Below are 25,636 nucleotides of genomic sequence, written 5' to 3'. Positions count from 1 at the left end.
TGGGGTGAGAGCCCGTACGGAGGGTGGCAATGATCCTTCGTACGCCCATACTCGGGGGATGACCGCGCAGAGGGCCCCGGGTGGCGCCGAATCCGCCGCCTCGCACGCCGTCCCGACCGATCTCCCGAGTGCCGCCCCTTCCGACGGCTCGCACGCCTCGCCGCACGGCACCCCGTACGACGCCGTGGTGCTCGCGGGCGGCGGCGCCAGACGGCTCGGCGGTGCGGACAAGCCGGGCCTGCGGGTGGGCGGCCGTGCGCTGCTGGACCGGGTGCTCGGCGCGTGTTCCGGCGCGGGGACGACCGTGGTCGTCGCCGCGCCCCGCTCGACCGCCCGCCCCGTGGTGTGGGCGCGCGAGGAACCCGCGGGGGCGGGGCCGCTCGCCGCGCTCGACGCGGGGCTGCGGTGTACCGGGGCGGAGCAGGTGGTGGTGCTCTCCGCCGATCTGCCGTTCCTGGAGGAGCGGACGGTGGGCGGGCTCCTCACCGCGCTGCGCGAGAGCGGCGCGGACGGCGCGGTGCTGAGGGATCCCGGCGGCTGGGACCAGCCGCTGGTCGCGGCCTATCGCAGTGCCTCGCTGAAGCGTGAGATCGCGCGGCTCACCGCTGAGCACGACGGTCTGACGGGCCTTCCGCTGCGGTCGCTCACCGCGCGGCTCGAACTCACCAGGGTCGCCGACGCCGTGGCGTCCTTCGACTGCGACACCTGGGACGACATCGCGGCCGCCAGGGCCCGTATCAGGGAGCATGGGCACGTGTTGGATGAATGGATTTCCGCAGTCAAGGACGAACTGGGCATCGAGCTCGACGTCGACACCGGCCTTCTGCTCGACCTCGCCCGCGACGCCGCACACGGTGTCGCCCGGCCCGCGGCCCCGCTGACCACCTTCCTGGTGGGGTACGCGGCGGCGCGGGCCTCGGAGGGCGGTGGGCCCGAGGCAGTGGCAGAGGCCGTCCGCAAGGCGGCGGCGCTGGCCACGCGGTGGGCGGAGGAGGGCGGTTCCGACTCGGCGCCGGGTGCGGTCGCCGACGGGAAACCGGCGGCCGGGCCCGACCTGACGTCGCCGGACGACCGCCCCGACCCGGGTCAGGACGCGAGGGCCGACATGCGGCCGGACGCCGGATGAGTGGGCAGCCCGCGCCGGACGCCGAGCTCGACGAGGCGCTCGCCCTGGTGAACGACGACCATGGCCGCAGGACCGGCAGGCGCGCCGACGACGAGCCCGTCGGCGGTGGCCTCCGGGGCGCGCCGGACGCCTCGGGCGACGCGGGGCACGACAGAGGGCACGACAGAGGGCAGGACAGCGGGCCCCACGCCTCGGCCACGCCCGCTCCCACCGCATCCGCCGCCCCGGCCCCCCGAAGGCAAGTGACGACCCCGAACACCAACCCCGGCAACCCCGGCGAACCCGGCAACCCCAACGACCCCAAGACCACCCCCTGGCCCGCGGCCCGCACCGCTGCCGGGCGTGCCCCGCGGCCAGTGCCCTCCACCGCCGCGCCCGTCACCGTCCCCCTGGGGCAGGCGCTCGGTCTCGTTCTCGCCGCGCCCCTGGTCGCCCTCACCGACCTCCCCTCCTTCGACACCTCCGCGATGGACGGCTGGGTCGTCGCGGGGCCGGGCCCCTGGGAGGTCCAGGCCGACGGAATCCTTGCCGGGCACGAGCGGCCTGAGTCGCTCTCCGACGGGGAAGCCGTGCGCATCGCGACCGGGGCGCGGATCCCGCAGGAGGCCACCGCCGTCATCCGCAGCGAGCACGGCCTCACCGACGACAAGGGGCGTCTGCACCCCCGGCGTGACGTCACGCAGGGCCAGGACATCCGGCCCCGCGGCCAGGAGTGCCGCTCCGGAGAGCACCTCCTGCCGCCCGGCTCCCAGGTGACCCCGGCGGTGCTCGGGCTCGCGGCAGCCGCCGGATACGACGAACTGCCCGTGATCCCCCGGCCCAGCGCCGAAGTGCTGATCCTGGGCGATGAGTTGCTCACCGACGGGCTCCCCCACGAGGGCCTCATCCGTGACGCGCTCGGGCCCATGCTGCCGCCCTGGCTGCGCTCGCTCGGCGTGGACGTCATCGCCGTACGCAGGCTCGGTGACGACGCCGAGGCGCTCCACCAGGCGATCACCACCTCCGCCGCCGACCTCATCGTCACCACCGGCGGCACCGCCTCAGGCCCGGTCGACCACGTCCACCCCACCCTGAGCCGCATCGGGGCCGAACTCCTCGTGGACGGCGTCGCGGTGCGCCCGGGGCACCCCATGCTGCTCGCCCGCATCCGCCCCGACCAGCACCTCGTCGGCCTGCCCGGCAATCCGCTGGCCGCGGTCTCCGGCCTGCTGACCCTGGCCGAGCCCCTGCTGCGCACGCTCTCGGGGCGCCCCGCCACATCGCCGTACACCGCGGTTCTGCGCGAGGACGTCCACGGGCACCCGCACGACACCCGCCTCGTCCCCGTCACCCTCCACGCCGATCACGCCGTGCCCCTGCGCTACAACGGTCCGGCGATGCTGCGCGGGATCGCGGTGGCCGACGGGCTCGCGGTCGTCCCGCCGGGCGGCGCGCGCCGGGGCCAGGAGCTGGAGGTCCTCGACCTCCCCTGGGCCCTGCCGGATGCAGCCGCCCAAGCAGCCGCACACGCAGGGAAGCAAGCGGGATCGCCAGCAGGATCTCAAGCGGGCACAGACCCGGCCGGGGAGTGTTTCACGTGAAACTTCCCGGCCACGACGCCATCGCCCGCAACCCCGACGAACACCTCGTCACCCACCGGATCAAGCTGCCCCGCCGGGTTGTCGAGCGGCCCCTGCTGCAGGTCGGCAAGCGGCTGCTGATGGCGCTCGCGGTGCTCGCCCTGACGACCTTCATCGTCTGGATCGACCGCGGCGGCTATCACGACAACTCCGATGACAGGCTCGACTTCCTCGACGCCGCCTACTACTCCACCGTCACGCTCTCGACCACCGGCTACGGCGACATCGTCCCGTACAGCGACAGCGCGCGGCTCTGCAACATCCTCCTGATCACGCCGCTGCGCGTGCTCTTCCTGATCATCCTGGTCGGTACCACCCTTGAAGTACTCACGGAACGTACGCGCGAGGAATGGCGTCTGAACCGCTGGAGGTCCAACTTGCGTGAACACACCGTCGTCGTCGGCTTCGGCACCAAGGGTCGCTCGGCGATCCAGACCGTCTGCGCGACCGGTCTGAAGCCCGAGCAGATCGTGGTGGTCGACCCGAGCGCGAAGGTCGTCGACGCCGCCACAGCGGAGGGGTATGCGGGCGTCATCGGCGATGCGACGCGCAGCGATGTCCTCCTGCGTGCCGAGGTGCAGCGCGCCCGGCAGATCATCATCGCGACCCAGCGGGACGACACCGCCGTCCTGGTCACGCTGACCGCCCGGCAGATGAACCGCGCGGCGAAGATCGTGGCCGCGGTGCGCGAGGAGGAGAACGCGCCGCTGCTTCGGCAGTCCGGCGCCGACGCGGTGATCACCAGCGCCAGCGCGGCGGGACGGCTGCTCGGCCTCTCCGTGCTCAGCCCCAGCGCGGGCATGGTCATGGAGGACCTGATCCAGCAGGGCAGCGGCCTCGATCTCGTCGAGCGGCCGGTGATAAAGGCCGAGGTGGGGCTCGGCGTGCGCGAGACGGACGACCTGGTCGTCAGTGTCGTGCGCGGACACCGGGTGCTCGGGTACGACGATCCGGCCGTCGGGAAACTGCAGTTGATGGACCGTCTGATCACCATCGTGCGGGCGACGCCGACGTCACCGATGGCGCCCGACGCCCGGTCGAATCCGCCGCGCGGAGGCCTGCGCACGTAGACGGACCGGCCGGAATGCGCAGGGAGTAGCCTCGCCCGCATGCATGCGATCACGATCCCCGAAGCCGGTGGACCCGAAGCGCTCGTATGGGCCGAGGTCCCCGATCCCGTACCCGGTGAGGGTGAGGTGCTGGTCGACGTCGTGGCCAGCGCCGTGAACCGCGCCGACCTGCTCCAGCGCCAGGGCTTCTACAACCCGCCACCCGGCTCGTCCCCGTATCCGGGGCTCGAGTGCGCGGGCCGCGTCACCGACATCGGGCCGGGCGTCTCCGGCTGGAAGATCGGCGACGAGGTGTGCGCGCTGCTCGCCGGCGGCGGATACGCCGAGCAGGTCGTCGTCCCCGCCGGACAGCTGCTGCCCGTGCCCGAGGGCGTCGACCTCGTCACCGCGGCCGCGCTGCCCGAGGTGACGTCGACGGTCTGGTCCAACGTCTTCATGATTTCCCACCTCCGGCCCGGCGAGACGTTCCTCGTGCACGGCGGCTCCAGCGGTATCGGGACCATGGCGATCCAGCTGGCGAAGGCCGTCGGCGCCAGGGTGGCGGTCACGGCGGGCACCAAGGAGAAGCTCGACTTCTGCGCGGAGCTCGGCGCGGACATCCTCATCAACTACCGCGAGCAGGACTTCGTCGAGGAGATCAAGAACGCGACCGAGCGAGCGGGCGCGGACGTCATCCTCGACAACATGGGCGCCAAGTACCTCGACCGTAACGTGCAGTCCCTCGCCACCAACGGTCGTCTCGCGATCATCGGCATGCAGGGCGGCGCCAAGGGCGAGCTGAACATCGGCGCACTCCTCACCAAGCGCGCCGCCGTCACCGCGACATCGCTGCGCGGGCGGCCCGCCGAGGAGAAGGCGTCGATCGTTGCCGCGGTGCGGGAGCATGTGTGGCCGCTGATCGCCGCGGGACACGTACGCCCGATCGTCGACCAGACGGTGCCGATGAGTGACGCGGCGACCGCCCATCGCGTACTGGAGGAGAGCAACCACATCGGGAAGGTGCTGCTCGTCCGCTGAGGGCCGGCGCTGAGGGCCGGCGCTGAGCGCTGCCGTTGACTGCGGGTGATCCGTGGCTTGTCGCGCGGTTCCCCGCGCCCCACCGTGGGCGCGGGGAACTCGAGATGCCGGACAAGCGTCACCATGTGACGCTTGATCCAAGCTTCAGTGATCTCTCCGACCCGGTAGCGGGAGGGAGTCGGCGCGGTGACTCCATGGCTTCGCCCCTTGTTGATCCTGACGGTGCTGATCGCCGTCGCACCTGTCTCCTTCGCGTGCTCCCTCGCGTACGCGGTCGAGCCCTCACCCCGTGAGACCCGTGCCGGCAGCGTCCCCGGGGAGGGCCGTGCCAGGCCCGGCCGCGATGACCCCCCGCCGTCGGCCGCGACGCCCCTGCCGCCGCACAGGCCGGCGACGCAGGCCCCCACACCCGCCGTGAAGCCCGCAGAGCCCGTACAGCCGGTACGGCCGGTGCGGCCCCCGGGTCAGTCCACCACCGCGTCCGACATCACCCGGCGGACAGCCGCCCAGCCCGCTGTGCCCGGCCTCCGCGTGCTCCCGCTCGGCAGCGGCCTGGTCCTCATCGGCCTCGGTCTCGGGTCCTTCGCCGTGCGGCTGCGGCGGGGCTGACCCGGACGGACCGGCAGACGCCGACACGGACGGGCCCTTCGTCCACGGCCGTACATGGTGGATCAGTGGCAAATGGGGGCACCACCGATGTGTGACGTACGGGTGCGAGAGAATGGCGGCATGGAGATGCCGAGGAACGAAAGGTCGCCGGAGAGCCCCCAGGTCCTGGTCGTTGGACAGGACGGAATGGCGCTCGGCGGCGGCGGAGACGACGAATCCCGCGAGGTCCCGGTGACGGACATGGTCGAACAGCCGGCGAAGGTCATGCGCATCGGCAGCATGATCAAGCAGCTGCTCGAGGAGGTGCGGGCGGCACCTCTCGACGAGGCGAGCCGAGTGCGGCTCAAGGAGATCCACGCCAGTTCGGTCAAGGAGCTCGAGGACGGTCTCGCCCCCGAGCTCGTCGAGGAACTGGAGCGTCTCTCCCTCCCCTTCACCGACGAGGGAGTGCCCAGCGACGCCGAGCTGCGTATCGCGCAGGCCCAGCTGGTGGGATGGCTCGAAGGGCTCTTCCACGGGATCCAGACGGCCCTCTTCGCGCAGCAGATGGCGGCGCGGGCGCAACTGGAGTCGATGCGCCGCGCGTTGCCGCCCGGCGTGGGCGGCGGCGAGGAGGAAGAGGACGGCGGCATCGCGGGACGGACCGGAGGGCCTTACCTCTAAGCCTCCTGAAACAACGCGAAGGGCCCGGTCGCCTTGTGACCGGGCCCTTCGCGTCGATTACTGCGGCTGAGACTGAGGCAGATCAGGCCGGGTTGCCCGTGGAGATGGTGAACTCGATGTTCACGTCCTTCGGGTCGATGTCCGAGCCCTCCTTCGGGGACTGCATCATGACCGTGTCCTGCCCGTAGGTGTTCTCGTCCACCGTGCGCTTGTCGAACTGCCAGCCCGCCGCCTGCAGGCACTTCTGCACGGAACGCCAGTCCCGGAACGTGAAGTCAGGGACCTTGATCTTGGTCTCGTCGTTGTACGCCGTGTCGGGCTCGGTGCACTCTTCGGTCTCGATCGTCTTCGACCGGTCCGGACCGCGGTGCCCCGCCACCGGCGCCTTCGACTCCTTGCCCTTGGCGCCCTTGTCGTCGTCGCCGCCCATGGACATCGCCGTGATCAGGCCGCCGATGGCGAGCAGCGCGACGACGATCGAGCCCACGATCACCGGCATGTTCCGCTTGCCGCCGCCAGAGCCGCCGCCCTGCGCCGACGTCTGCGTCGGCTGCTGCGGCGAGAGGGTGTACGGCGGCGGGGTCTGCGCGGACTGCGGGGCGTACGCGTTCACGGGCGCCGGGGTCTGGTAGCCACCCTGCTGCGGGTAGCCGTAGCCCGGCGTGACGGGGCCCGGGGCCGGGGTGGGCGGGCCGTACGGACCCGACTGGTACGGCGTCTGGACGCTGCCGCTCTGCGGCATCGAGGAGTCGACCGGCGGGAAGACCGCGGCGCCGACGCCCGCGCCGCTCGCGGTCTGGGCGCCCGGCACGATGCTCGGCGCGGCCGACTGCAAGGACTGCGCGACCCGAAGGCACTCGTCGCGCATGGCCTCGGCGGTCGGGAAGCGCTCGTTCGGGTTCTTCTTCAGCGCGCGGGCGATGATCGCGTCGACCGCCGGCGGCAGCGAGCGGTTGATCGAGGACGGAGCGACCGGCTCCTCCTGGACGTGCGCGTACGCGATGGCCAGCGGTGAGTCCGCCTCGAAGGGCAGCCGCCCGGTGGTCAGCTGGAAGAGCATGATGCCGACGGAGTAGAGGTCGGACCGGGCGTCCACGCCGCGGCCGAGGGCCTGCTCCGGGGAGAGGTACTGGGGGGTGCCGACGACCATGCCGGTCTGCGTCATGGAGGTGACGCCGGACTGCATGGCGCGGGCGATGCCGAAGTCCATGACCTTGACGACGTTGCGCTTCGTCATCATCACGTTGCCGGGCTTGATGTCGCGGTGGACCAGGCCCATCTCGTGGCTGATCTCAAGAGCGGCCAGCACATCGGCGGTGATCTTCAGCGCCTGGTCGGTGGGCATCGCGCCGAACTGGGCGACGGACGCGTCGAGCACGGAGCCGAGCGGCTTGCCCTCCACGTACTCCATGACGATGTACGGCATGGTCGCGCCGTCAAGATCGTCCTCGCCGGTGTCGAAGACCGACACGATGTTCGTGTGCGTGAGCTTGGCCACCGACTGGGCCTCGCGGCGGAAGCGCTCGCGGAAGGACTGTTCGCGTCCGAGCTCGGTGTGAAGCGTCTTGATCGCTACTTGACGGTCGAGCACCGAGTCGTACGCCAGGTGAACGGAGGCCATGCCGCCTTCACCGAGAAGATCGCGCAGCTGGTACCGGCCACCGGCCAGCGAGCGTCCCGCATACCGTCCCTGTGCGCCGTCCTGGCTGCTCATGTCGTGCGTCCCCCATCGGCGCGGTGTGCCGGACGGCTCCGCGATCTGTGATCGATTCCCGCTATTCCTGGCCAAGTCTGCCCGAGGGCACCGACACGTCAAGCTCGATGCCCGTTCCGTGACCGTACGCGCAAGAAGCGTCTCGGAAGCGTTACAAGTTTGCTCGGGAGGGCACTCGGCGGGTTTGATGTCCGGTCCACCTCGAACCGCCGTGCCGCGCGAAGGCTGTAGCGTGGCCCGGCGGGGTTCCCCCGGTACCACCGAGCACCACGACCAGAAACGACGGCGAGGACTGATGGCACAGACGCAGCGCGCTCAGGGCCCGTCCGACCCCGAGGCGAGTGGCGGCGGCATGTCAGACGCGCCGGAGTTGTGGGGTAACGGCGGACTTGTCGGAGACGGCCGTTACCGGCTGACCCACAGACTCGGCCGGGGCGGCATGGCGGAGGTGTTCGCGGCCGAGGACGTACGTCTCGGCCGTACGGTCGCCGTCAAGCTCCTCCGCTCCGACCTCGCGGAGGACCCGGTCTCCAAGGCCCGCTTCACGCGTGAGGCCCAGTCGGTGGCGGGGCTCAACCACCATGCGGTGGTGGCGGTCTACGACTCCGGCGAGGACGTCGTCGGGCCGAGCGTCGTCCCGTACATCGTCATGGAGATCGTCGAGGGCCGGACGATCCGCGATCTGCTGCTCAACGCGGAGGCGCCGGGCCCCGAGCAGGCCCTGATCATCGTCTCCGGGGTGCTCGAGGCGCTCGCGTACTCGCACCAGCACGGCATCGTGCACCGCGACATCAAGCCCGCGAACGTGATCATCACCGACACCGGCGCGGTCAAGGTGATGGACTTCGGCATCGCCCGTGCGCTGCACGGCGCGCAGTCGACGATGACGCAGACCGGCATGGTCATGGGCACGCCCCAGTACCTCTCCCCGGAGCAGGCACTCGGCAAGGCGGTCGACCACCGCTCCGACCTTTACGCGACCGGCTGTCTGCTCTACGAACTCCTCGCGCTGCGGCCCCCGTTCACCGGTGAGACGCCGCTCTCCGTGGTCTACCAGCACGTCCAGGACATCCCCGTACCGCCGTCGGAGACCTCGGACGGGTCGCCGCCGGAGCTGGACGGCCTGGTGATGCGTTCGCTCGCCAAGGACCCGGACGACCGGTTCCAGACGGCCGAGGAGATGCGCGGCCTGGTCCAGTACGGGCTGCAGATGCTGCACGAGCAGGGCAGCCACACCGGGACCTGGAACACCGGCCCCGTCGACGTGGCGGGCATGCACGAGGGCGGCAGCACCCCGGCGATGGGCGTCGCGGGCACCACCGCGATGCAGCACCCGGGCGACTCCGGCACCGCGCAGATCCCCGGCGCCATGCTGCGCCCGCCGGGCGGCGACGACGGCGGCTTCGAGGGCGGTCACCGCGACGGGAACGGCGGCGGCCGGGGCAAGGTGTGGATCCTCGCCGTGCTCGCGGTCATCGCGATCGCCGTGGGTGTCGCGTATGCGCTGACGGCCGGCGACGGCAAGACGAAGGACAAGGACACCCCGACCAAGGCGCCGACGAAGCAGTCGGAGACGAAGAAGCCGAGCAAGAGCGCGGACGAGGAGACCTCGGACGATTCCGCGACGCCCGGCGACGGCTCCGGCGGTCAGGGCGACTGGACCCCGTCCGCGCCGAACACCACCGGCCCGACGGCGCCCACGACGCCGACCGAGACCGAGCCGTCGGACGACCCGACGCAGCCGACGGGTGAGCCCACCGAGCCGACGGACGAGCCCACCGAGCCGACGGACGACCCCAGCTCCCCGGAGAGCGAGGACCCGCCGGTGACCGGCGGACCTGAGGGCGGCGACTCCTCCGGCGCCGACGGCTGAGCCCAGGCGCACAGCCCGTAAACGAGACGCACGCGCGCGTGGAGCCCCGAATGGGCCCCACGCGCGCGTGCGTCGTCTTCAGTCGTTTCAGAGAGTCAGCCGTTCAGAAGGTGCGCTGCAGCTGTCGCTGCCGGCCGCCGTGGAGGGTGTGCACCGTGGCCAGCTGCGGCTCGATGCGCATGTAGACCGGGTCGTAGAGCTCGCCGTCCACGTAGTGCGGGCCGGGGCCGAAGAGTTCGAGCTCGGCGGTGGTCGGCTCGACGGCCTCGCAGAGGCCCACGAACTGCACGGTCCACTGGCCCGTGCGCGCGGTCTCCGCACTGAGGTTGTCCGCCCCGTAGGCGACGACACTGCCGGTGCAGGCCTCGTGGTAGCCGTATCCCTTGTGCATCCGCAGGAGGATCCGCCCGTCCACGACGACGTGGCGGGCAGCGGCGAGGAAGGGCAGCGCGCGCATGCTGGTCGCCACCCGGCCGTAGTCGGTGCGGCCGAGCAGTTCGAAGGCGAGCCGTTCGTCCTGTTCCTGATCTTCGGAGGGCATGCGTCCACCCTCGGGTACCGGCGGGGGGCCGGGGAAGGGGATCCCGCCCCTAGGGGACGGGGACGTAAGTCCCCTTTTCGGTCACAAAACGTGACCGAGCGTGTCAGTGCTGTTGTTCCGCCTGCATGCGTGCCACGTACGCGGCGGCCTGGGAGCGGCGTTCCATGCCGAGCTTGGAGAGCAGGCTGGACACGTAGTTCTTGATCGTCTTCTCGGCGAGGTGCAGCCTTTCACCGATCACCCGGTTGGTCAGGCCCTCGCCGATCAGGTCGAGGATCTTCCGCTCCTGGTCCGTGAGGTTCGCCAGACGGTCGTCGCCCTTGGGGGTGTTCCCGTCGCGCAGCCGCTCCAGGACGCGGGCCGTGGCGACGGGGTCGAGCAGGGACTTTCCGGCTGCCACGTCGCGAACGGCGGAGAGGAGTTCATTGCCGCGAATGGCCTTCAGGACATAGCCCGAAGCGCCGGCCATGATCGCGTCGAAGAGAGCCTCGTCGTCCGCGAACGAGGTGAGCATCAGGCATTTGATGTCCTCGTTCCGCGAACGGATCTCGCGGCAGACCTCCACCCCGCTGCCGTCCGGCAGGCGCACGTCGAGAACGGCCACGTCCGGCCGTGTCGCCGGGATCCTGACCAGGGCGTCCGCCGCCGTTCCTGCTTCTCCGACCACCTCGATGTCGGACTCCACGGAGAGCAGCTCATGGACTCCACGGCGGACCACTTCATGGTCGTCGAGGAGAAATACCGTAATTTTTCCGTCTTCGCGCACGGAGCCAGTCTCACACATGATCTCTCCCAGTGCCCGAGCTGAACTCTTCCCGTGCACGGGGTGGCCGGGATAACGTGCCGGTGTTCCGGCCCCCTGCCAGGCTGTGATCAGTGCTGTGACCAGGAACTGTTCCCGACTTTCTGCATTTACTCGGAAATCCAAGCAGTCAGGTACTTGGAAATCCAAGCAAATTCGCAGGTCAGATGGGGTTTCACAGAATTGGTAAGCACTGGGTAACGTGCATTGTGCAGGGCGCTCGCCGGGGCACCTGTCACGCCTGTTCCCGGCCGAGTCGCACCCACCCCGTGCGCGGGCACGGATCAGGCGAGCCGCACTGGCTTACCCGGTAATCCCGGGGGCCGGACCGACGGAGGAGCACACGTGACCGTGGAGAGCACCGCCGCGCGCACACCGCGCCGCAGCAGTACGAGCGGCGGGAAGCGCGCCAGCGCCAAGAAGGCCGCGCCGAAGAAGAGCACGGAGCCCCAGCTCGTACAGCTGCTGACCCCCGAGGGCAAGAGGGTCAAGAACGCCGAGTACGACCAGTACGTCGCCGGGATCACCGCCGATGACCTGCGCGCCCTGTACCGCGACATGGTCCTCACCCGCCGCTTCGACGCCGAGGCCACCTCCTTGCAGCGCCAGGGCGAGCTGGGCCTGTGGGCGTCGCTGCTCGGCCAGGAGGCCGCCCAGATCGGTTCCGGCCGTGCCACGCGCCAGGACGACTACGTCTTCCCGACCTACCGCGAGCACGGCGTCGCCTGGTGCCGCGGGGTCGACCCGACCAATCTGCTCGGGATGTTCCGCGGCGTGAACCACGGTGGCTGGGACCCGAACACCAACAACTTCCACCTGTACACGATCGTCATCGGCTCGCAGACCCTGCACGCCACCGGTTACGCGATGGGCGTGGCCAAGGACGGCGCGGACTCGGCCGTGATCGCGTACTTCGGGGACGGCGCCTCCAGCCAGGGCGACGTCGCGGAGGCCTTCACCTTCTCGGCGGTCTACAACGCTCCCGTCGTGTTCTTCTGCCAGAACAACCAGTGGGCCATCTCCGAGCCCACCGAGAAGCAGACCCGGGTGCCGCTCTACCAGCGCGCACAGGGCTTCGGCTTCCCGGGCGTGCGGGTCGACGGCAACGACGTCCTCGCCGTGCTCGCCGTCACCAAGTGGGCCCTGGAGAGGGCGCGTACGGGCGAGGGCCCGGCGCTCATCGAGGCGTTCACCTACCGCATGGGCGCGCACACCACGTCCGACGACCCGACCAAGTACCGCAGGGACGAGGAGCGCGAGGCCTGGGAGGCGAAGGACCCGATCCTGCGCCTGCGGACCTACCTCGAGGCCGAAGGTCACGCGGATGAGGGATTTTTCGCGGAACTCGAGGCGGAGAGCGAAGCGTTGGGCAAGCGAGTGCGAGAGGTGGTGCGGGCGATGCCGGATCCGGATCTGATGGCGATCTTCGAGAACGCGTATGCGGACGGGCATGCGCTGGTCGACGAGGAGCGCGCGCAGTTCGCCGCCTATCAGGCGTCTTTCGCTGAAGAAGGCGGTAAGTGACCATGGGCGTACAGAAACTTCCTCTTGCCAAAGCGATCAACGAATCGCTGCGTACGGCGCTGGACACCGACCCCAAGGTCCTCATCATGGGCGAGGACGTCGGCAAGCTCGGCGGCGTCTTCCGGGTGACGGACGGGCTGCAGAAGGACTTCGGCGAGGACCGTGTCATCGACACCCCGCTCGCCGAGTCCGGCATCGTCGGCACGGCCATCGGCCTGGCCCTGCGGGGTTACCGCCCGGTGGTGGAGATCCAGTTCGACGGCTTCGTCTTCCCGGCGTACGACCAGATCGTCACGCAGCTCGCGAAGATGCACGCCCGCGCGCTCGGCAAGATCAAGATGCCGGTCGTCATCCGCATTCCGTACGGCGGCGGCATCGGCGCCGTCGAGCACCACAGCGAGTCGCCGGAGGCGCTGTTCGCGCACGTGGCGGGGCTCAAGGTCGTCTCGCCGTCGAACTCGTCGGATGCCTACTGGATGATGCAGCAGGCCATCCAGAGCGACGACCCGGTGATCTTCTTCGAGCCGAAGCGTCGCTACTGGGACAAGAGCGAGGTCGACACGGAGGCCATCCCGGCGCCGCTGCACAAGGCCCGCGTCGCCCGCGAGGGCACGGACCTGACGCTCGTCGCGTACGGCCCGATGGTGAAGGTCTGTCTGGAGGCCGCGGCGGCCGCCGCCGAAGAGGGCAAGTCCCTTGAGGTCGTGGACCTGCGCTCCATGTCGCCGATGGACTTCGACGCCGTGCAGACGTCGGTCGAGAAGACGCGGCGGCTCGTCGTGGTCCACGAGGCCCCGGTCTTCCTGGGCACGGGCGCGGAGATCGCGGCCCGTATCACCGAGCGCTGCTTCTACCACCTCGAAGCTCCCGTGCTGCGGGTCGGCGGCTTCCACGCGCCGTATCCGCCGGCGCGGTTGGAAGAGGAGTACCTGCCGGGTCTCGACCGGGTGCTCGACACTGTCGACCGCTCGCTGGCGTTCTGAGGGAGAGGGTCGTGACGACGATGACAGACGCTGCGCTGGCCGAGTTCAAGATGCCCGACGTGGGCGAGGGGCTCACCGAGGCAGAGATCCTCAAGTGGTTCGTGGCGCCCGGCGACACGGTCACCGACGGGCAGGTGGTGTGCGAGGTCGAGACGGCCAAGGCCGCCGTCGAGCTGCCCATTCCGTTCAACGGTGTCGTACATGAACTGCGCTTCCCCGAGGGCACCACGGTCGATGTCGGCCAGGTGATCATCGCGGTGGACGTCTCCGGTGGAAGCGCGCCCGCCGCGCCCGCGGAGGCAGCCGCCGCCCCGGCGCAGGAAGCCGCTCCCCAGGAGCCCGATGCCGAGGAGGAGGCTCCTCAGGGCCGCCAGCCGGTGCTGGTCGGCTATGGGGTCGCCGAGTCCTCGACGAAGCGCCGCGCGCGCAAGTCGGCGCAGGACCAGGCCGATGCCGCCGGTACGTACTACGCGGCCGCGGTCCAGGCCGAGCTGAACGGCTCAGGGGCGGCTGCCGCCTCCGCCGCGCCCCCGGCCCCCGCGCCCGCCGCCCCGGTGGGCAGCAGGCCGCTGGCCAAGCCGCCGGTGCGCAAGCTCGCCAAGGACCTGGGAGTCGACCTCGCGGCCATCGTGCCGTCCGGGGCCGACGGGATCATCACGCGCGAGGACGTGCACGCGGCGGTGGCCCCGGTCTCCGCCGCACCGGCAGCCTCCGCACCGGCTGCCCCCGTGGAAGCCCCCGCCCCCGTGGCCGCCCCGCAGCGGACGCAGAACGAAGCACCCGTCGCCGCCCCCGTGGCGAGCGGCGACGCGCGCGAGACCCGCATCCCCGTCAAGGGCGTCCGCAAGGCGATCGCCCAGGCGATGGTCGGCTCGGCCTTCACGGCGCCGCACGTCACGGAGTTCGTGACGGTGGACGTGACGCGGACGATGAAGCTGGTCGATGAGCTGAAGCGAGACGCAGACAAGTACGGCTTCACGGGCCTGCGGGTCAATCCGCTGCTGCTCATCTCCAAGGCGCTGCTCGTGGCGATCCGGCGGAACCCGGACGTCAACGCGTCCTGGGACGAGGCGAATCAGGAGATCGTCCAGAAGCACTACGTGAACCTGGGCATCGCCGCCGCCACGCCGCGCGGTCTGGTCGTCCCGAACATCAAGGACGCGCACGCCAAGACACTGCCCGAACTGGCCGAGGCGCTCGGCGAGTTGGTGTCCACGGCCCGCGAGGGCAAGACGTCGCCGGGCGCGATGCAGGGCGGCACGGTCACCATCACGAACGTCGGCGTCTTCGGCGTCGACACCGGCACGCCGATCCTGAACCCCGGTGAGTCCGCGATCCTCGCGGTCGGCACGATCAAGCTCCAGCCCTGGGTCCACAAGGGCAAGGTCAAGCCGCGCCAGGTGACGACGCTCGCGCTCTCCTTCGACCACCGTCTGGTCGACGGCGAGCTCGGCTCCAAGGTGCTCGCCGATGTGGCGGCCATCCTGGAGCAGCCCAAGCGGCTCATCAGCTGGGCATAGTGCCTGGGTACAGCGTCCGGTAGAGCTGGACGCATACGCCGACGGGGCCCCGCCACACATCGTGGCGGGGCCCCGTCGGCGTATGCGAGAACTGCTGAAGTGCCGCTTCCGGGCTACACCTTGAAGCCGTAGTCCATCAGCTTCTTCGCGTCCTTCGTGCGGTTGTTCACGGAGGACGAGGTCAGGACCGTGCCGATGACCGTCTTGCCGTTGCGGGACGCGGCGAAGACCAGGCAGTACTTGGCCTGCGGGCCGGAGCCGGTCTTCACGCCGATGGCGCCGCTGTAGCTGCTGAGCAGGTTGTTCGTGTTCGACCACGACATGTAGCGGTAGCCGCCGCTCTTCGTGGTGACCTTCTGCTTCGTCGACTTCGTCTTCACGACCGTACGGAACGTGGAGCTCTTCATCGCGCTGCTCGCGAGCTTCGTCAGGTCGCGGGGCGTCGAGTAGTTGCCCGCGCCGCCGATGCCGTCGAACGAGTCGAAGTGCGTGTTCCGCAGCCCGAGGCTCCTGGCCTGGGTGTTCATCTTGCCGATGAACGACTTCACGCGGGCCGAGCGGGTTGAGCCCTTGCCGAACTTGTCCGCGAGGGCGTACGCCGCGTCGCAGCCGGACGGCAGCATCAGGCCGTACAGGAGCTGGCGGACGGTGACCTTGTCGCCGACGATCAGCCGGGCCGACGAGGCGGTGTTCCTGACGATGTAGTCGCTGTAGGCCTTTTCGATCTTGACCTTGGAGTTGAGGTTGAGGTTCGGCTGCGAGAGCACCACCTTCGCAGTCATGATCTTGGTGGTGGAGCCGGTGGACCGGCGTGTGTCCGCCGACTTGGTGAAGAGCGTCTTGCCCGTGCCGTTGTTCATGACGAAGCCGCCCTTGGCGACGATCGACGGCTTGGGCAGCGAGGCCGCATGGGCCGGGGTCGTGAGGGCTCCGCCCGCGAGAACCGCACTCGCGGTGACGATAACGGCCGATGTGCGGCGAATGCCCTTAATGGGGGTTTTCAAGTTCAATGCTCCAAATGCCCCTGGAATGCGGCCACATGAGGGTGCCGCTTGATAGTGAGACACACGAGGGAGGCAAATGGATGCGCCTGAGTGCGGTCCTATAAGGGTGATGTCCGGATCGTGGAATGGACGACCCCATGGGTACGTGTTGTATCTATGCTGTGCGCATGCCTGTCGCACCCGCCTCGTCCCCCACTCGCGCCCTGAAGCAACCACCCGCCGCCGAGCGTGTGTACGCGCACGTGAAGCAGGGGGTTCTCGACCGCCGGTACGAGGGCGGCACGCTGCTCACCGAAGGTGAGCTCGCCGAGGCCGTCGGGGTGTCCCGCACCCCGGTGCGCGAGGCACTCCTGAAGCTGGAGGTGGAGGGGCTTCTCCGGCTCTACCCGAAGAAGGGCGCGCTGGTCCTGCCGGTGTCCGTGCAGGAGATCGCCGACGTCGTCGAGACGCGGCTCCTGGTGGAGACGCACTCGGTGCGCAAGGCGGTGCCCGCGCCCGGGGCGCTGATCGCCCGCCTTGAGGAGCTGCTGCGGCAGCAGCGCGAGCAGGCCGCTGCCGGGGACCTCTCCGCCGCCGCCGTGACCGACCGGTGCTTCCATGCCGAGATCGTGCGGAGCGGGGGGAACGAAATCCTTGCCCGTCTGTACGACCAGCTCCGTGACCGGCAGCTGCGGATGGGCGTCGCCGTGATGCACTCCCACCCCGACCGGATCGCCAAGACGCTCGCCGAGCACGAGGAGATCCTGAACGCCCTGCGCGGCGGGGACGCGGATGCCGCGGAGGCGGTGGTCACCCGGCACGTCGGGTGGTTCCAGAATCTCGCGCGAGGGGACGTGCGATGAGCTCGGCCTCCGCTCCCGTTTCCCTCCCCGGTGACCCTCCCGGTGGCAGGAAGGCCGTGCTCGTCTGGGGGATCGGTGTCGCCGTCTACTTCGTCGCCGTCATCTTCCGGACCTCCCTCGGCGTCGCCGGGCTCGACGCCGCCGACCGGTTCCACGTCAACGCGTCCGCGCTCTCGACCTTCTCGATCCTCCAGCTCCTCGTCTACGCGGGCATGCAGATACCCGTCGGCCTGATGGTCGACCGGCTCGGCACCAAGCGTGTGCTGACGATCGGAGTCGTACTCTTCACGCTCGGGCAGCTCGGCTTCGCGTTCTCCCCCTCGTACGGAATGGCGCTCGCGTCCCGCGCGCTGCTCGGCTGCGGTGACGCGCTGACCTTCATCAGCGTGCTGCGCCTCGGCACCCGCTGGTTCCCGGCCCGGCGCGGCCCCCTGGTCGCCCAGCTCGCGGGCCTGGTCGGCATGGCGGGCAACCTCGTCTCCACCCTCGTCCTCGCCCGGCTCCTGCACTCCGTCGGCTGGACCGCGGCCTTCGCGGGCAGCGCGCTCTGCGGTGTCGTCGTCCTCGTCCTGATGACCCTGTTCCTCAAGGACCACCCCGAGGGGCACGAGCCGGAGCCGGCCCGGCACACCGGCGGGGCCTTCGTGCGCAAGCAGATCGCCCTGAGCTGGCGCGAGCCCGGCACCCGGCTCGGGCTGTGGGTGCACTTCACCACGCAGTTCCCCGCGATGGTCTTCCTGCTGCTCTGGGGGCTGCCGTTCCTCGTCGAGGCGCAGGGGCTCTCACGGGCGACGGCGGGGACGCTGCTCACGCTCGTCGTGCTGTCCAACATGGTGGTGGGCCTGGTCTACGGCCAGATCGTCGCCCGGCACCACGCGGCCCGCACGCCCCTGGCGATCGGCACCGTCGCCGCGACGGCCACGATGTGGGCGGTCACGATCCACTACCCCGGCGACCACGCCCCGATGGGCCTGCTCATCGCGCTGTGCACCGTGCTCGGCGCCTGCGGACCCGCGTCCATGATCGGCTTCGACTTCGCGCGGCCCGCGAATCCGCCGGAGCGCCAGGGCACCGCCTCCGGCATCGTGAACATGGGTGGCTTCGTCGCCTCCATGACGACGCTGCTCGCCATCGGCGTGCTCCTGGACGCGACCGGCGACAACTACCGGATCGCCTTCTCCGCCGTCTTCGTCCTGGAGGCGGTCGGCCTCAGCCAGATCCTGCGGCTGCGGACGCGCGCGGTGCGCAGGGAGAAGGAACGGCTGGTCGCCAGCCGCGTCGAGGCCGTCCACGTGCCCGTCTGAGGCCGCGTCGGGGGCTACGGCGTGACCGCGAACTCCCGCAGGATCGCCTCGCCCAGACCGTGATCGCCCTCGATCTTGATCCGGTCGGCCACCGAGGCGTACGTGACGCGACCGCACGCGAGGCGGAAGTACGTCTCCCAGTCCAGGCTCAGCGTGGCGAGCGGGCCGAGGGAGGGGGTACTGTCGACCGTCGCGTGGCCGTCGGCGTCGACGCGGACCGTGCGCAGGAACTCGACGGGGCCGCTGACGTCGAGGACGACCGCCGAGTTCGCCGGTGCCGCGGCCTTCTTGGCGACCACCTTGGGCAGTCCGTGCAGGAGGAGGTCGCGCGCCACGTACGCCCCCTGGGAGTCGAGGTTGCCGGGCTTCTTCAGCGTGGTGCGCAGATCCTGCTCATGCACCCAGACGTCGAACGCCCGCATCCGCGTGGCCAGTTCGAGGGTCTGCTCGGTGCCGAGCGGGCCGCGGATCTTGTGGGAGGGGTCACGCGACTCGTTCCGCAGCTGCCGCGAGCGGCGGATGATCGTGTACTCCAGCTCGGAGGTCATCTCGGGCGCGGTGTGGTGGCGCCGGACGTCGACCTGGACCTCCATGTAGCGCTGGCCCTCGGTCTGTACGTGGTACAGGTCGCGGGGCAGGGTGTGGATCGGACGCGGGTCGCCCAGCATCTCGCAGTCCAGGCCTATGACGTGGGAGACGACATCCCGCACCGACCAGCCGGGGCAGGGCGTGGCCCAGTTCCACTCTGCCTCGGCGAGCGGTGACACCAGCTCGGATATGGCTGATACGGATTGGGTCCAGGCGTCGGCGTAGGTTTGCAGGCTGGGATGGAGACTCACGGGACCCCTCGACGGTCGTACGCGGGCGGTGGGTGACTGAGACGCGTTGTGGGGGCCCGGGGGAGTCCCCCGGAAAATCACAGTACGCTGCCCGCAGGCACCCCGGCAGTGCTTTCGTGTGACGATCGTAGGCCCGTGTTGACGGCTCGAATGCCAGGACGGTGGTAGTGTGCGCGCCTCCCTCATCCAGATCGCCGTAGACGAGGGCGAATCGGTCAATTCCCGTCGCTCGCGGGTCTCTTCGCTGGTCCGCGAGGTCGCGGCGAGCGAGCGGCCGGATCTCGTCGTTCTTCCCGAACTGTGGACCACGGGCGCTTTCGCGTACGAGTCGTTCGCGAGCGAGGCGGAGCCGCTCGAAGGTCCCACGTACGAAGTCATGGCCAAGGCCGCGAGCGACGCGGGCGCCTGGCTGCACGCGGGGTCCATCCCGGAGCAGGACGCTGCGGGGGACCTCTACAACACCTCGCTCGTCTTCTCGCCCGAGGGCGAACTCGCCGCCTCGTACCGGAAGATCCACCGGTTCGGCTTCGACAAGGGCGAGGCCGTGCTGATGGGCGCGGGGACCGAACTGACCACGGTGCGGCTGCCGTCCACGACACTGGGCCTCGCCACCTGTTACGACCTCCGCTTCCCCGAGCTCTTCCGGGGGCTCGTCGACGCGGGCGCCGAGATGTTCGTCGTCCCCGCGGGGTGGCCCGCGCGGCGGCGCGAGCACTGGACGCTGTTCGCGCGGGCGCGCGCCGTCGAGGACCAGGTGTTCGTCCTCGCGTGCGGTACGGGCGGTACGCACGCCGGGGTTCCCCAGGCCGGGCACAGCATCGTCGTCGACCCGTGGGGCGAGGTGCTCGCCGAGGCGGGGGACGGCGAGGAGGTCCTCACCGTCGAGCTCGACCCGGCGAAGGTCGCGGCCACGCGGGAGCAGTTCCCCGCGCTGAAGGACCGGCTGCTCGGGATGGACACGCCCCGGCGCTGAGGCCTCGGGTCGCTGAGGCCTCGGGCCACTGAGACCTCCGGCCCGGTCGGCCGCCTCAGTCGTCGTCGCCCCGTTCCTTCTCCGCAAGACGGATCACGCAGACCGCGACGGCCAGCAGGAGGGACGCGTCGGCGTCCTCCCGGACGATCTGGAGGCCGTACGCGTCGCGGACCGTGAACCAGCGGCGGGAGATGTCGGCGAGCAGTTCGCCGTCGTACTCGATGGCGAACTCGCGGTCCAGGATCTTGCCGCTCACGTCGAGCTCGGTGCCGTCCACCAGGGCCACGCGGTAGTGGTTGCGCAGGAGCGAGAGGCGTTTGCGCTTGATCGTGGCCAGCTCCTCGCCGTCCCGCTCGATCACCATCGTGTCGCGCAGGGCCAGCATCTTGGCCCGGATGTCGATGAGGACGCGGCCCTGCATGTCCTTGAGCTCGAAGGTCTCGCGCAGGCGCATCGCCTTGCCGTCGACGAGGAAGACCTTCTGCCCCTGGTCGTCCTCGATCCAGTAGTCGTCACCGATGCCGAGCAGCCGGTCGCGTACGAGAAGTTTCATGGGTCCATGACTACCCCGCCGCGCCCATGACAGCGCACGACACAGCCGGTCCGCGCCACTCGGGGGAAAGTGGGACACGGACCGGCTGCGGATCAGGGGAGGCCGCGCGGTCTTACGACATGGCGTCCTCAAGGGTGTTCTGCCAGTAGGTGACGTGCGAGTCCGCGTTGAGCAGCAGGCCCGCGGCGCCGGGGGACTTCACCGTGACCTGGCCGTTCTGGCCGTCCTTGGCGTCCTTGGCGTTCTTTGCCGCGAGCGTGATGCCGAGGGTCTTGGCGCGGTGGGTCTTGACGGCGTCCATGCCCGCGAGGTTGATCGCGGCGTAGGCGGACCGGGCCGGTCCGACGCGGACGACCGACTGGGGACGGGTGTTCTCGGCCGTCGGGAAGTCCTCGCCCGTCGTCGGGTCGCTGACGACGGGGGCACCGAGGACCGAGCAGGCCTTGCCGCCGTTGTTGGTGATCTTGAGCAGGACGAAGGGCGCGGAGCCGCCGGTGTCCTCAAGCGTGATCTTCGTGGTGGCCAGGGTGCAGCCGTCACCGGCGGCTCGTGGCGCGGGGGCCGCATCACCCGGCGTGCTGGCCGTCTCCTCCCCGCTCGACGAGCCGCCCGCACTGCCCTCGCCGCCCGACGCGTCCGTGCCCGCCGCCCCCTGGCCCGCACCGGCTGCCTTGCCGTCGTCGCTCCCGCCGTCGCCGCTGCACGCGGTGAGCGAGAGGGACAGCGCGGCGAGGACCGCGACGGCGACCGCCGTGTTCTTACGGGTGGAGCGGGAGGAACGGGCAGTATCGGCGATACGGGTGGAGCGTGTGGCGCGAGCGGTGGTGCGCATTGCGGTGACTCCCCCGTGAGCGGTGGCCGGTCGTGCTTGCTGCACTGAGCCTGCCGCCCCGCACTGGCGTTCCGCTAACACCTGACTAATGAATCGTTCACGCAACTCACGTAACTCACAGAGCTCACAGAGCTCACAGAGAGGAGTCCGGCACGGACCGGAGCGGCTCCTCGGCACGGGGCCGGGGGGCCGCAGCGGGCCCGGGTGCTTCCAGGCCGCGGGCGAAGAGCCGCACCAGGTCGTGCAGGACGTAGCGCCCCGACCCCTCCTCCCGGATCAGGTGGGCCGCGGCGAGGCGGTCGAGTCCCTGGTGCGCGGCGGCCACGTCCATGCCCGCGAGGGCGGACGCCGCGTGCGCGTCCACGTCAGGAGTGGAGGCGTGGGCCAGCCAGGCGAGCAACCGGGTGTCACTTCCCGGGAGTTGGGCCACCGAGGTGCGCAGGGCAGCCGCGACGCCGGTGTCCTCGGCGGAGAGCAGGGCCAGCCGCTGCTCTCCGTCGGCGAGTTCGGCGGCGAGTCCGGCCACGGTCCGCTGGGGGCGCCCGATGAGCCGGGCGGCGGCGATGCGCAGGGCCAGCGGGAGGCCGTCGCAGAGGCGGGCGATCTCGCGTACGTCCGCGGAGTCGGCGTCCAGGCCGGCCCGTTGCCCCAGGGCGCGGAGGAACAGCTCGGCGCCGTCGCGCTCGCCGAGCATGCCGACCGGCACGGGCCGCGCGCAGTCCGACGCGACGAGGCCGTCGAGGCGGTTGCGGCTGGTGATGAGGGTGGTGCAGTGGGGCGCGCCGGGCAGCAGCGGGCGGACCTGGGCGGAGTCGTGGGCGTTGTCGAGCACGACGAGGACGCGCCGTTCGGCGAGGAGCGAGCGGTAGAGGGCAGCCGCCGGTTCGATGCCGGCGGGCACCTCCTGCTGCCGCACGCCCAGGGCGAGGAGGAGCTCCCGCAGGATGCGTTCGGGGTGGGCGGGGGCGCCGCCGCTGAAGCCGCGCAGGTCCGCGAAGAGCTGGCCGTCCGGGTGGGGGGCCGCGTGGTGGTGCGCCCACTGCAGGGCGAGGGCGGTCTTTCCCACGCCCGCGGCGCCGGTGAGGAGAACGATCGGCGCCTCCGTCTCCTCGACGAGTACGGCCTTCAGGGCGGCGAGCTGCTCTTCACGGCCCGCGAAGGCGCGGGGCGCCCTGGGCAGGAGGCGGGGGATCACGGGCCCCGGCGGAGGGCCTTCCGCCGGGGCCGCGGGAGCTGCGGGGCCGGTGGCCGCAGGCCCGGTGGCCGCAGGCCCGGCGCCACGGCTGTCGGCGCCCGGGATCGTGAGCCGTGCCCGCCCGTCGCCGGACTCACGGCCCCGCTCGGCCGTGGGCGGCCCCACGCGCTGAACGGTACGGCTTCCCTCGGCGGCCTGCGCGGGAGCCACAGGTGCGCCGGGAGTGCCGGGCCCGCCAGGGCCTGCGGGCGCCGCGGGGAATGCGGGAGCGCCGGGCGAGGCGGGAGCGCCGGGCGCGGCAGGGGCAGCCTTCGCGCCCCCGAGCCCCAGGTCGTACCGCCCCCGGCGGCGCGGCGGCGGATTGCCCAGCATCGGGTGGGCCCCGGTGTCGGGCTCACCGGCGAGGATCTCCTCGTAGGCACGGCGCAGCTTCTTGCCGGGGTCCACGCCCAGCTCCTCGGCAAGGAGCTCCCGCGTCCGGTTGAAGTACTCCAGCGCCTCGGACTGCCGGCCGCACCGCTGCAGCGCCCGCATCAGGGCGGCCACCAGGCTCTCCCGCAGCGGGTGCTGGACCGATTCCGCGGTCAGCAGGCCCACGGCCTGTCCGTGCGAGCCGAGGCGTCCGTAGGCATCGGCGAGCTGCTCGACGGTGACGAGGCGGCTCTCCTCCAGGCTCCGCGCGGCGGCCAGCATCGGCTCCGTGGCGACGGTGCCGGTCAGCGCGGGCCCGTTCCACAGCGCGAGCGCCTCCCGCAGCATCAGGGCCGCGTCCGAGGCCTCCCGCTGCCGCCCGGCCAGCGTGACGAGGTCCTCGAAGCGGTTGACGTCGAGCAGGGTCTCCGGGAGCTGGAGGGAGTACGCACCGCCCTGCGTGGCGAGTTCGACGCCGTACGCGTCGAGGCCCGCCTCGACGAGCAGGGCGCGCAGCCGGGAGATGTGCCCCTGGATGACGGTGCGCGCGTGCATCGGCGGTTCGCCGTCCCACAGGGTCTCGGTCAGGGCGTCCACCGATACCGGCGTACCCGCCCGCAGCAGCAGCGCCGCGAGCAGGCTGCTGCGCTTGGCGGGGCCGAGGGGGACGGATCCGCTGCCTCCGGCGACGGTCACCGGCCCGAGCAGCTGGAACTCCACCTGGCCTCAACTCCTTTGCCGTGCCCGTGCCGCACGCCTGGACAACGCCTCGAATAACACTTCGAACAAGGCCCAAGACTATCGCCGGGCCCGGCAGCCATGGAGATGGCTGCCGGGCCCGGCGAAAAGGAGCGGCTGAAACGCCCGCCCGCGAGCGGGGCGGGCCGTCAGTAGCGGTGGTGGTGGTCGTCTTCCGTCTCGACCACGGTCGCGCCCGGGGGCACGACGGTCTTGCGGCGCGCGTTGGTGAACGCGGCGACGCCGATCACACCCACCGCCATCATGATCAGACCGGTGATGGTGAGGTTGATGCCCTCCATCTCCCAGTCGGTGGCGAACGCGAGGATGGCGCCCGCGGCGATCAGGATGATGCATCCGCCCAGGCCCATGTGGACCGCCTCCCTAAGTCGTGGCAGGGCTCCCGGGTACCCGGGCCCGGCACGGTCACACGGAGAAGCGGAAATAGGCCTTCAGCCTTCGAACCGGCCTTCAGCCTTCAGATCGGACTTCAGCCTTCGAGGAACGCCACAAGGGCGTTGGCCAGCAGATGCGGGTCGTCCGCCCCGCACAGCTCGCGCACGCTGTGCATGGAGAGGATCGCGACGCCGATGTCGACGGTCTTGATGCCGTGCCGGGCCGCGGTGATCGGCCCGATCGTCGTGCCGCAGGGCATGGCGTTGTTCGAGACGAACGTCTGGAAAGGCACCCCGGCCTTCTCGCACGCGGCGGCGAAGACGGCGCGTCCGGCGCCGTCCGTGGCGTACCGGTTGTTGACGTTGACCTTGAGGATCGGGCCGCCGTTGGCACGCGGGTGGTGCGTCGGGTCGTGCCGCTCCGCGTAGTTGGGGTGCACGGCGTGGCCCGTGTCGGAGGAGAGGCAGACGGTGCCGGCGAAGGCGCGCGCCCTGTCCTCGTACGTGCCGCCGCGCGCGAAGACGGAGCGTTCGAGCACCGAGCCGAGGAGCGGGCCGTCCGCGCCCGTGTCGGACTGCGAGCCGTTCTCCTCGTGGTCGAAGGCGGCGAGCACGGGGATGTACGGCAGGGAGTCGGCGCCGTCCGCCGTGGCGACGGCGGCCAGCGCCGCCGTACAGGCGTGCACGGAGAGGAGGTTGTCCATCCGCGGGCCCGCGATGAGGTCGCGGTCGCGGCCGAGGTAGGCGGGCGCCTCGACGGGGTGCGTCATCAGGTCCCAGCCGGTGACGTCGCCGGGGGCGAGCCCCGACTCCTCCTCCAGGAAGGCGATGAGGTCGCCCTCGTGCACGTCGTCACCGAGCCCCCAGATGGGCTGCATGTGCTTCTGCTTGTCGAGCTTGAGGCCGTCGGCGATCACCCCGCGGTCCATGTGGATCGCCAGCTGGGGGACCCGCAGCAGCGCCCGGTCGATGTTCACGAGGCGCGTCGAGCCGTCCCGCAGCGAGAGCCGGCCCGCCAGGCCGAGGTCGCGGTCCAGCCAGGAGTTGAGCAGCGGCCCGCCGTAGATCTCGACCGCGACCTGCCGCCAGCCGTGCGCGCCGCTGTCCGGCTTCGGCTTGACGCGGAGGTTCGGGGAGTCGGTGTGGGCGCCGACGATGCGGTACGGGGTGTGCGCGGACGCCCCCTCGGGGACGAACCAGGCGATGATCGCGCCGCCGCGCAGCACGTACTTCCCGCCGGTCGAACCGTCCCAGGCGTCGGTCTCCTCGACCTGCCGGAAACCGGCCTTCTCTAGCCGCTCCGCGGCGCTCGCCACCGCGTGGTACGGCGAGGGGCTTGCCGCCAGGAAGGTCATGAGGTCGTCGGAGTGGCCGCGGTCGAAAGCAAGAGCGGTGCGCGGAGCGCTCTTTGCAGGGGTGGCGGCGGGAGACGGGAGGGCGGGTGTGCTCATGGCTTCCAGCCTAGCTAGCGGTCACCCCCTGGTGCGGG

Annotated in this window: 23 protein-coding genes; 13 read left to right on the top strand and 10 right to left on the bottom strand. The window is 70.9% G+C overall.

Going from position 1 to position 25,636, the window contains the following annotated elements; genetic code table 11:
* The first annotated feature begins 58 nt into the window (after positions 1-58).
* From OG302_RS20840 to OG302_RS20815, 6 genes are all read left to right on the top strand, one after another.
* Positions 59-1,126 carry an NTP transferase domain-containing protein gene (locus tag OG302_RS20840; protein WP_371528161.1) on the top strand — a complete coding sequence of 356 codons (1,068 nt, stop codon included), beginning with the start codon at positions 59-61 and terminating at the stop codon, positions 1,124-1,126.
* The gene (locus tag OG302_RS20835; RefSeq protein WP_371528160.1) at positions 1,123-2,706 is read left to right on the top strand and encodes a molybdopterin molybdotransferase MoeA; all 1,584 of its coding nucleotides are present in this window, start codon (positions 1,123-1,125) and stop codon (positions 2,704-2,706) included. Before OG302_RS20840 ends, OG302_RS20835 begins: the two co-directional genes overlap by 4 nt.
* The gene (locus OG302_RS20830) at positions 2,703-3,815 is read left to right on the top strand and encodes a TrkA family potassium uptake protein (RefSeq protein WP_371528159.1); all 1,113 of its coding nucleotides are present in this window, start codon (positions 2,703-2,705) and stop codon (positions 3,813-3,815) included. Before OG302_RS20835 ends, OG302_RS20830 begins: the two co-directional genes overlap by 4 nt.
* A gap of 39 nt (positions 3,816-3,854) precedes the next feature.
* Positions 3,855-4,832 (top strand): NAD(P)H-quinone oxidoreductase, encoded by a 978-nt coding sequence (locus OG302_RS20825; RefSeq protein WP_371528158.1) that lies wholly within the window; start codon positions 3,855-3,857, stop codon positions 4,830-4,832.
* 186 nt (positions 4,833-5,018) lie between these two features.
* Entirely contained in the window at positions 5,019-5,441 is a 423-nt protein-coding gene (locus OG302_RS20820) for a hypothetical protein (RefSeq protein ID WP_371528157.1), read from the top strand.
* 120 nt (positions 5,442-5,561) lie between these two features.
* Entirely contained in the window at positions 5,562-6,104 is a 543-nt protein-coding gene (locus OG302_RS20815) for a bacterial proteasome activator family protein (RefSeq protein ID WP_361829027.1), read from the top strand.
* An 82-nt stretch (positions 6,105-6,186) separates the two neighbouring features.
* Here the strand turns inward: OG302_RS20815 and OG302_RS20810 are convergent, their stop codons facing one another.
* Positions 6,187-7,818, bottom strand: a complete 1,632-nt coding sequence (locus tag OG302_RS20810) for a protein kinase (protein ID WP_371528156.1) — start codon at positions 7,816-7,818, stop codon at positions 6,187-6,189.
* A 295-nt stretch (positions 7,819-8,113) separates the two neighbouring features.
* Between OG302_RS20810 and OG302_RS20805 the strand changes: the two genes are divergently transcribed.
* Positions 8,114-9,691, top strand: coding sequence for a protein kinase (locus OG302_RS20805; RefSeq protein ID WP_371528155.1), 1,578 nt, complete (start codon positions 8,114-8,116; stop codon positions 9,689-9,691).
* A 103-nt stretch (positions 9,692-9,794) separates the two neighbouring features.
* Here OG302_RS20805 and OG302_RS20800 read toward each other — a convergent pair whose 3' ends face one another.
* Both OG302_RS20800 and OG302_RS20795 read right to left on the bottom strand, forming a co-directional pair.
* A complete protein-coding gene (locus OG302_RS20800; protein WP_371528154.1) occupies positions 9,795-10,232 on the bottom strand; it encodes a pyridoxamine 5'-phosphate oxidase family protein in 438 nt (145 codons plus the stop codon).
* Positions 10,233-10,335: 103 nt separating this feature from the next.
* Positions 10,336-10,998 carry a response regulator gene (locus OG302_RS20795; RefSeq protein ID WP_371528153.1) on the bottom strand — a complete coding sequence of 221 codons (663 nt, stop codon included), beginning with the start codon at positions 10,996-10,998 and terminating at the stop codon, positions 10,336-10,338.
* 381 nt (positions 10,999-11,379) lie between these two features.
* On the opposite strand from OG302_RS20795, the gene pdhA reads away from it, so the two are divergent.
* The 3 genes from pdhA to OG302_RS20780 are packed head-to-tail and all read left to right on the top strand — an operon-like array spanning position 11,380 to position 15,061.
* Positions 11,380-12,558: a pyruvate dehydrogenase (acetyl-transferring) E1 component subunit alpha gene (gene pdhA / locus OG302_RS20790; protein WP_371528152.1), complete on the top strand. Its 1,179-nt coding sequence runs from the start codon at positions 11,380-11,382 to the stop codon at positions 12,556-12,558.
* 2 nt (positions 12,559-12,560) lie between these two features.
* The gene (locus OG302_RS20785; protein ID WP_371750180.1) at positions 12,561-13,541 is read left to right on the top strand and encodes an alpha-ketoacid dehydrogenase subunit beta; all 981 of its coding nucleotides are present in this window, start codon (positions 12,561-12,563) and stop codon (positions 13,539-13,541) included.
* Positions 13,542-13,552: 11 nt separating this feature from the next.
* Positions 13,553-15,061, top strand: coding sequence for a dihydrolipoamide acetyltransferase family protein (locus OG302_RS20780; protein WP_371528151.1), 1,509 nt, complete (start codon positions 13,553-13,555; stop codon positions 15,059-15,061).
* Positions 15,062-15,174: 113 nt separating this feature from the next.
* Here OG302_RS20780 and OG302_RS20775 read toward each other — a convergent pair whose 3' ends face one another.
* Positions 15,175-16,065 carry a D-alanyl-D-alanine carboxypeptidase family protein gene (locus tag OG302_RS20775; protein ID WP_371528150.1) on the bottom strand — a complete coding sequence of 297 codons (891 nt, stop codon included), beginning with the start codon at positions 16,063-16,065 and terminating at the stop codon, positions 15,175-15,177.
* A gap of 167 nt (positions 16,066-16,232) precedes the next feature.
* Between OG302_RS20775 and OG302_RS20770 the strand changes: the two genes are divergently transcribed.
* The gene (locus OG302_RS20770; RefSeq protein WP_371528149.1) at positions 16,233-16,907 is read left to right on the top strand and encodes a GntR family transcriptional regulator; all 675 of its coding nucleotides are present in this window, start codon (positions 16,233-16,235) and stop codon (positions 16,905-16,907) included.
* Positions 16,904-18,211, top strand: coding sequence for a nitrate/nitrite transporter (locus tag OG302_RS20765; RefSeq protein ID WP_371528148.1), 1,308 nt, complete (start codon positions 16,904-16,906; stop codon positions 18,209-18,211). The genes OG302_RS20770 and OG302_RS20765 overlap by 4 nt, the downstream gene beginning before the upstream one ends.
* Before the next feature lie 14 nt (positions 18,212-18,225).
* Here OG302_RS20765 and OG302_RS20760 read toward each other — a convergent pair whose 3' ends face one another.
* Positions 18,226-19,050: a maleylpyruvate isomerase family mycothiol-dependent enzyme gene (locus tag OG302_RS20760; RefSeq protein WP_371528147.1), complete on the bottom strand. Its 825-nt coding sequence runs from the start codon at positions 19,048-19,050 to the stop codon at positions 18,226-18,228.
* A 169-nt stretch (positions 19,051-19,219) separates the two neighbouring features.
* Between OG302_RS20760 and OG302_RS20755 the strand changes: the two genes are divergently transcribed.
* Positions 19,220-20,023 carry a carbon-nitrogen family hydrolase gene (locus OG302_RS20755; RefSeq protein ID WP_371528146.1) on the top strand — a complete coding sequence of 268 codons (804 nt, stop codon included), beginning with the start codon at positions 19,220-19,222 and terminating at the stop codon, positions 20,021-20,023.
* A gap of 55 nt (positions 20,024-20,078) precedes the next feature.
* On the opposite strand, the gene OG302_RS20750 is transcribed toward OG302_RS20755, so the two are convergent.
* The 5 genes from OG302_RS20750 to OG302_RS20730 form a co-directional block, all read right to left on the bottom strand.
* Positions 20,079-20,576 (bottom strand): LURP-one-related family protein, encoded by a 498-nt coding sequence (locus OG302_RS20750; protein WP_361829044.1) that lies wholly within the window; start codon positions 20,574-20,576, stop codon positions 20,079-20,081.
* A gap of 112 nt (positions 20,577-20,688) precedes the next feature.
* The gene (locus OG302_RS20745) at positions 20,689-21,408 is read right to left on the bottom strand and encodes a DUF4232 domain-containing protein (RefSeq protein ID WP_371528145.1); all 720 of its coding nucleotides are present in this window, start codon (positions 21,406-21,408) and stop codon (positions 20,689-20,691) included.
* A gap of 133 nt (positions 21,409-21,541) precedes the next feature.
* Complete coding sequence (locus OG302_RS20740; protein ID WP_371528144.1) at positions 21,542-23,734, bottom strand: BTAD domain-containing putative transcriptional regulator; 2,193 nt, start codon at positions 23,732-23,734, stop codon at positions 21,542-21,544.
* Between the two features lie 167 nt (positions 23,735-23,901).
* Complete coding sequence (locus tag OG302_RS20735) at positions 23,902-24,123, bottom strand: DUF6458 family protein (protein ID WP_361829050.1); 222 nt, start codon at positions 24,121-24,123, stop codon at positions 23,902-23,904.
* 119 nt (positions 24,124-24,242) lie between these two features.
* Positions 24,243-25,598, bottom strand: a complete 1,356-nt coding sequence (locus tag OG302_RS20730) for a M18 family aminopeptidase (protein ID WP_371528143.1) — start codon at positions 25,596-25,598, stop codon at positions 24,243-24,245.
* Positions 25,599-25,636: the final 38 nt, after the last annotated feature.

Origin of the sequence: Streptomyces sp. NBC_01283 (genome assembly GCF_041435335.1) — a bacterium.
Taxonomy (GTDB): Bacteria; Actinomycetota; Actinomycetes; order Streptomycetales; family Streptomycetaceae; genus Streptomyces.
The sequence above is the reverse complement of the archived record's forward strand: the minus strand, read 5'-3'. Positions and strand labels throughout refer to the sequence as shown.

Bases quoted from the DNA above. Each gene is read 5' to 3' on its own strand.
- OG302_RS20840 (WP_371528161.1), top strand. From the start codon at position 59: ATGACCGCGCAGAGGGCCCCGGGTGGCGCCGAATCCGCCGCCTCGCAC.
- OG302_RS20835 (WP_371528160.1), top strand. From the start codon at position 1,123: ATGAGTGGGCAGCCCGCGCCGGACGCCGAGCTCGACGAGGCGCTCGCC.
- OG302_RS20825 (WP_371528158.1), top strand. From the start codon at position 3,855: ATGCATGCGATCACGATCCCCGAAGCCGGTGGACCCGAAGCGCTCGTA.
- OG302_RS20815 (WP_361829027.1), top strand. From the start codon at position 5,562: ATGGAGATGCCGAGGAACGAAAGGTCGCCGGAGAGCCCCCAGGTCCTG.
- OG302_RS20810 (WP_371528156.1), bottom strand. From the start codon at position 7,818: ATGAGCAGCCAGGACGGCGCACAGGGACGGTATGCGGGACGCTCGCTG.
- OG302_RS20805 (WP_371528155.1), top strand. From the start codon at position 8,114: ATGGCACAGACGCAGCGCGCTCAGGGCCCGTCCGACCCCGAGGCGAGT.
- OG302_RS20800 (WP_371528154.1), bottom strand. From the start codon at position 10,232: ATGCCCTCCGAAGATCAGGAACAGGACGAACGGCTCGCCTTCGAACTG.
- OG302_RS20785 (WP_371750180.1), top strand. From the start codon at position 12,561: ATGGGCGTACAGAAACTTCCTCTTGCCAAAGCGATCAACGAATCGCTG.
- OG302_RS20770 (WP_371528149.1), top strand. From the start codon at position 16,233: ATGCCTGTCGCACCCGCCTCGTCCCCCACTCGCGCCCTGAAGCAACCA.
- OG302_RS20765 (WP_371528148.1), top strand. From the start codon at position 16,904: ATGAGCTCGGCCTCCGCTCCCGTTTCCCTCCCCGGTGACCCTCCCGGT.
- OG302_RS20750 (WP_361829044.1), bottom strand. From the start codon at position 20,576: ATGAAACTTCTCGTACGCGACCGGCTGCTCGGCATCGGTGACGACTAC.
- OG302_RS20745 (WP_371528145.1), bottom strand. From the start codon at position 21,408: ATGCGCACCACCGCTCGCGCCACACGCTCCACCCGTATCGCCGATACT.
- OG302_RS20735 (WP_361829050.1), bottom strand. From the start codon at position 24,123: ATGGGCCTGGGCGGATGCATCATCCTGATCGCCGCGGGCGCCATCCTC.
- OG302_RS20730 (WP_371528143.1), bottom strand. From the start codon at position 25,598: ATGAGCACACCCGCCCTCCCGTCTCCCGCCGCCACCCCTGCAAAGAGC.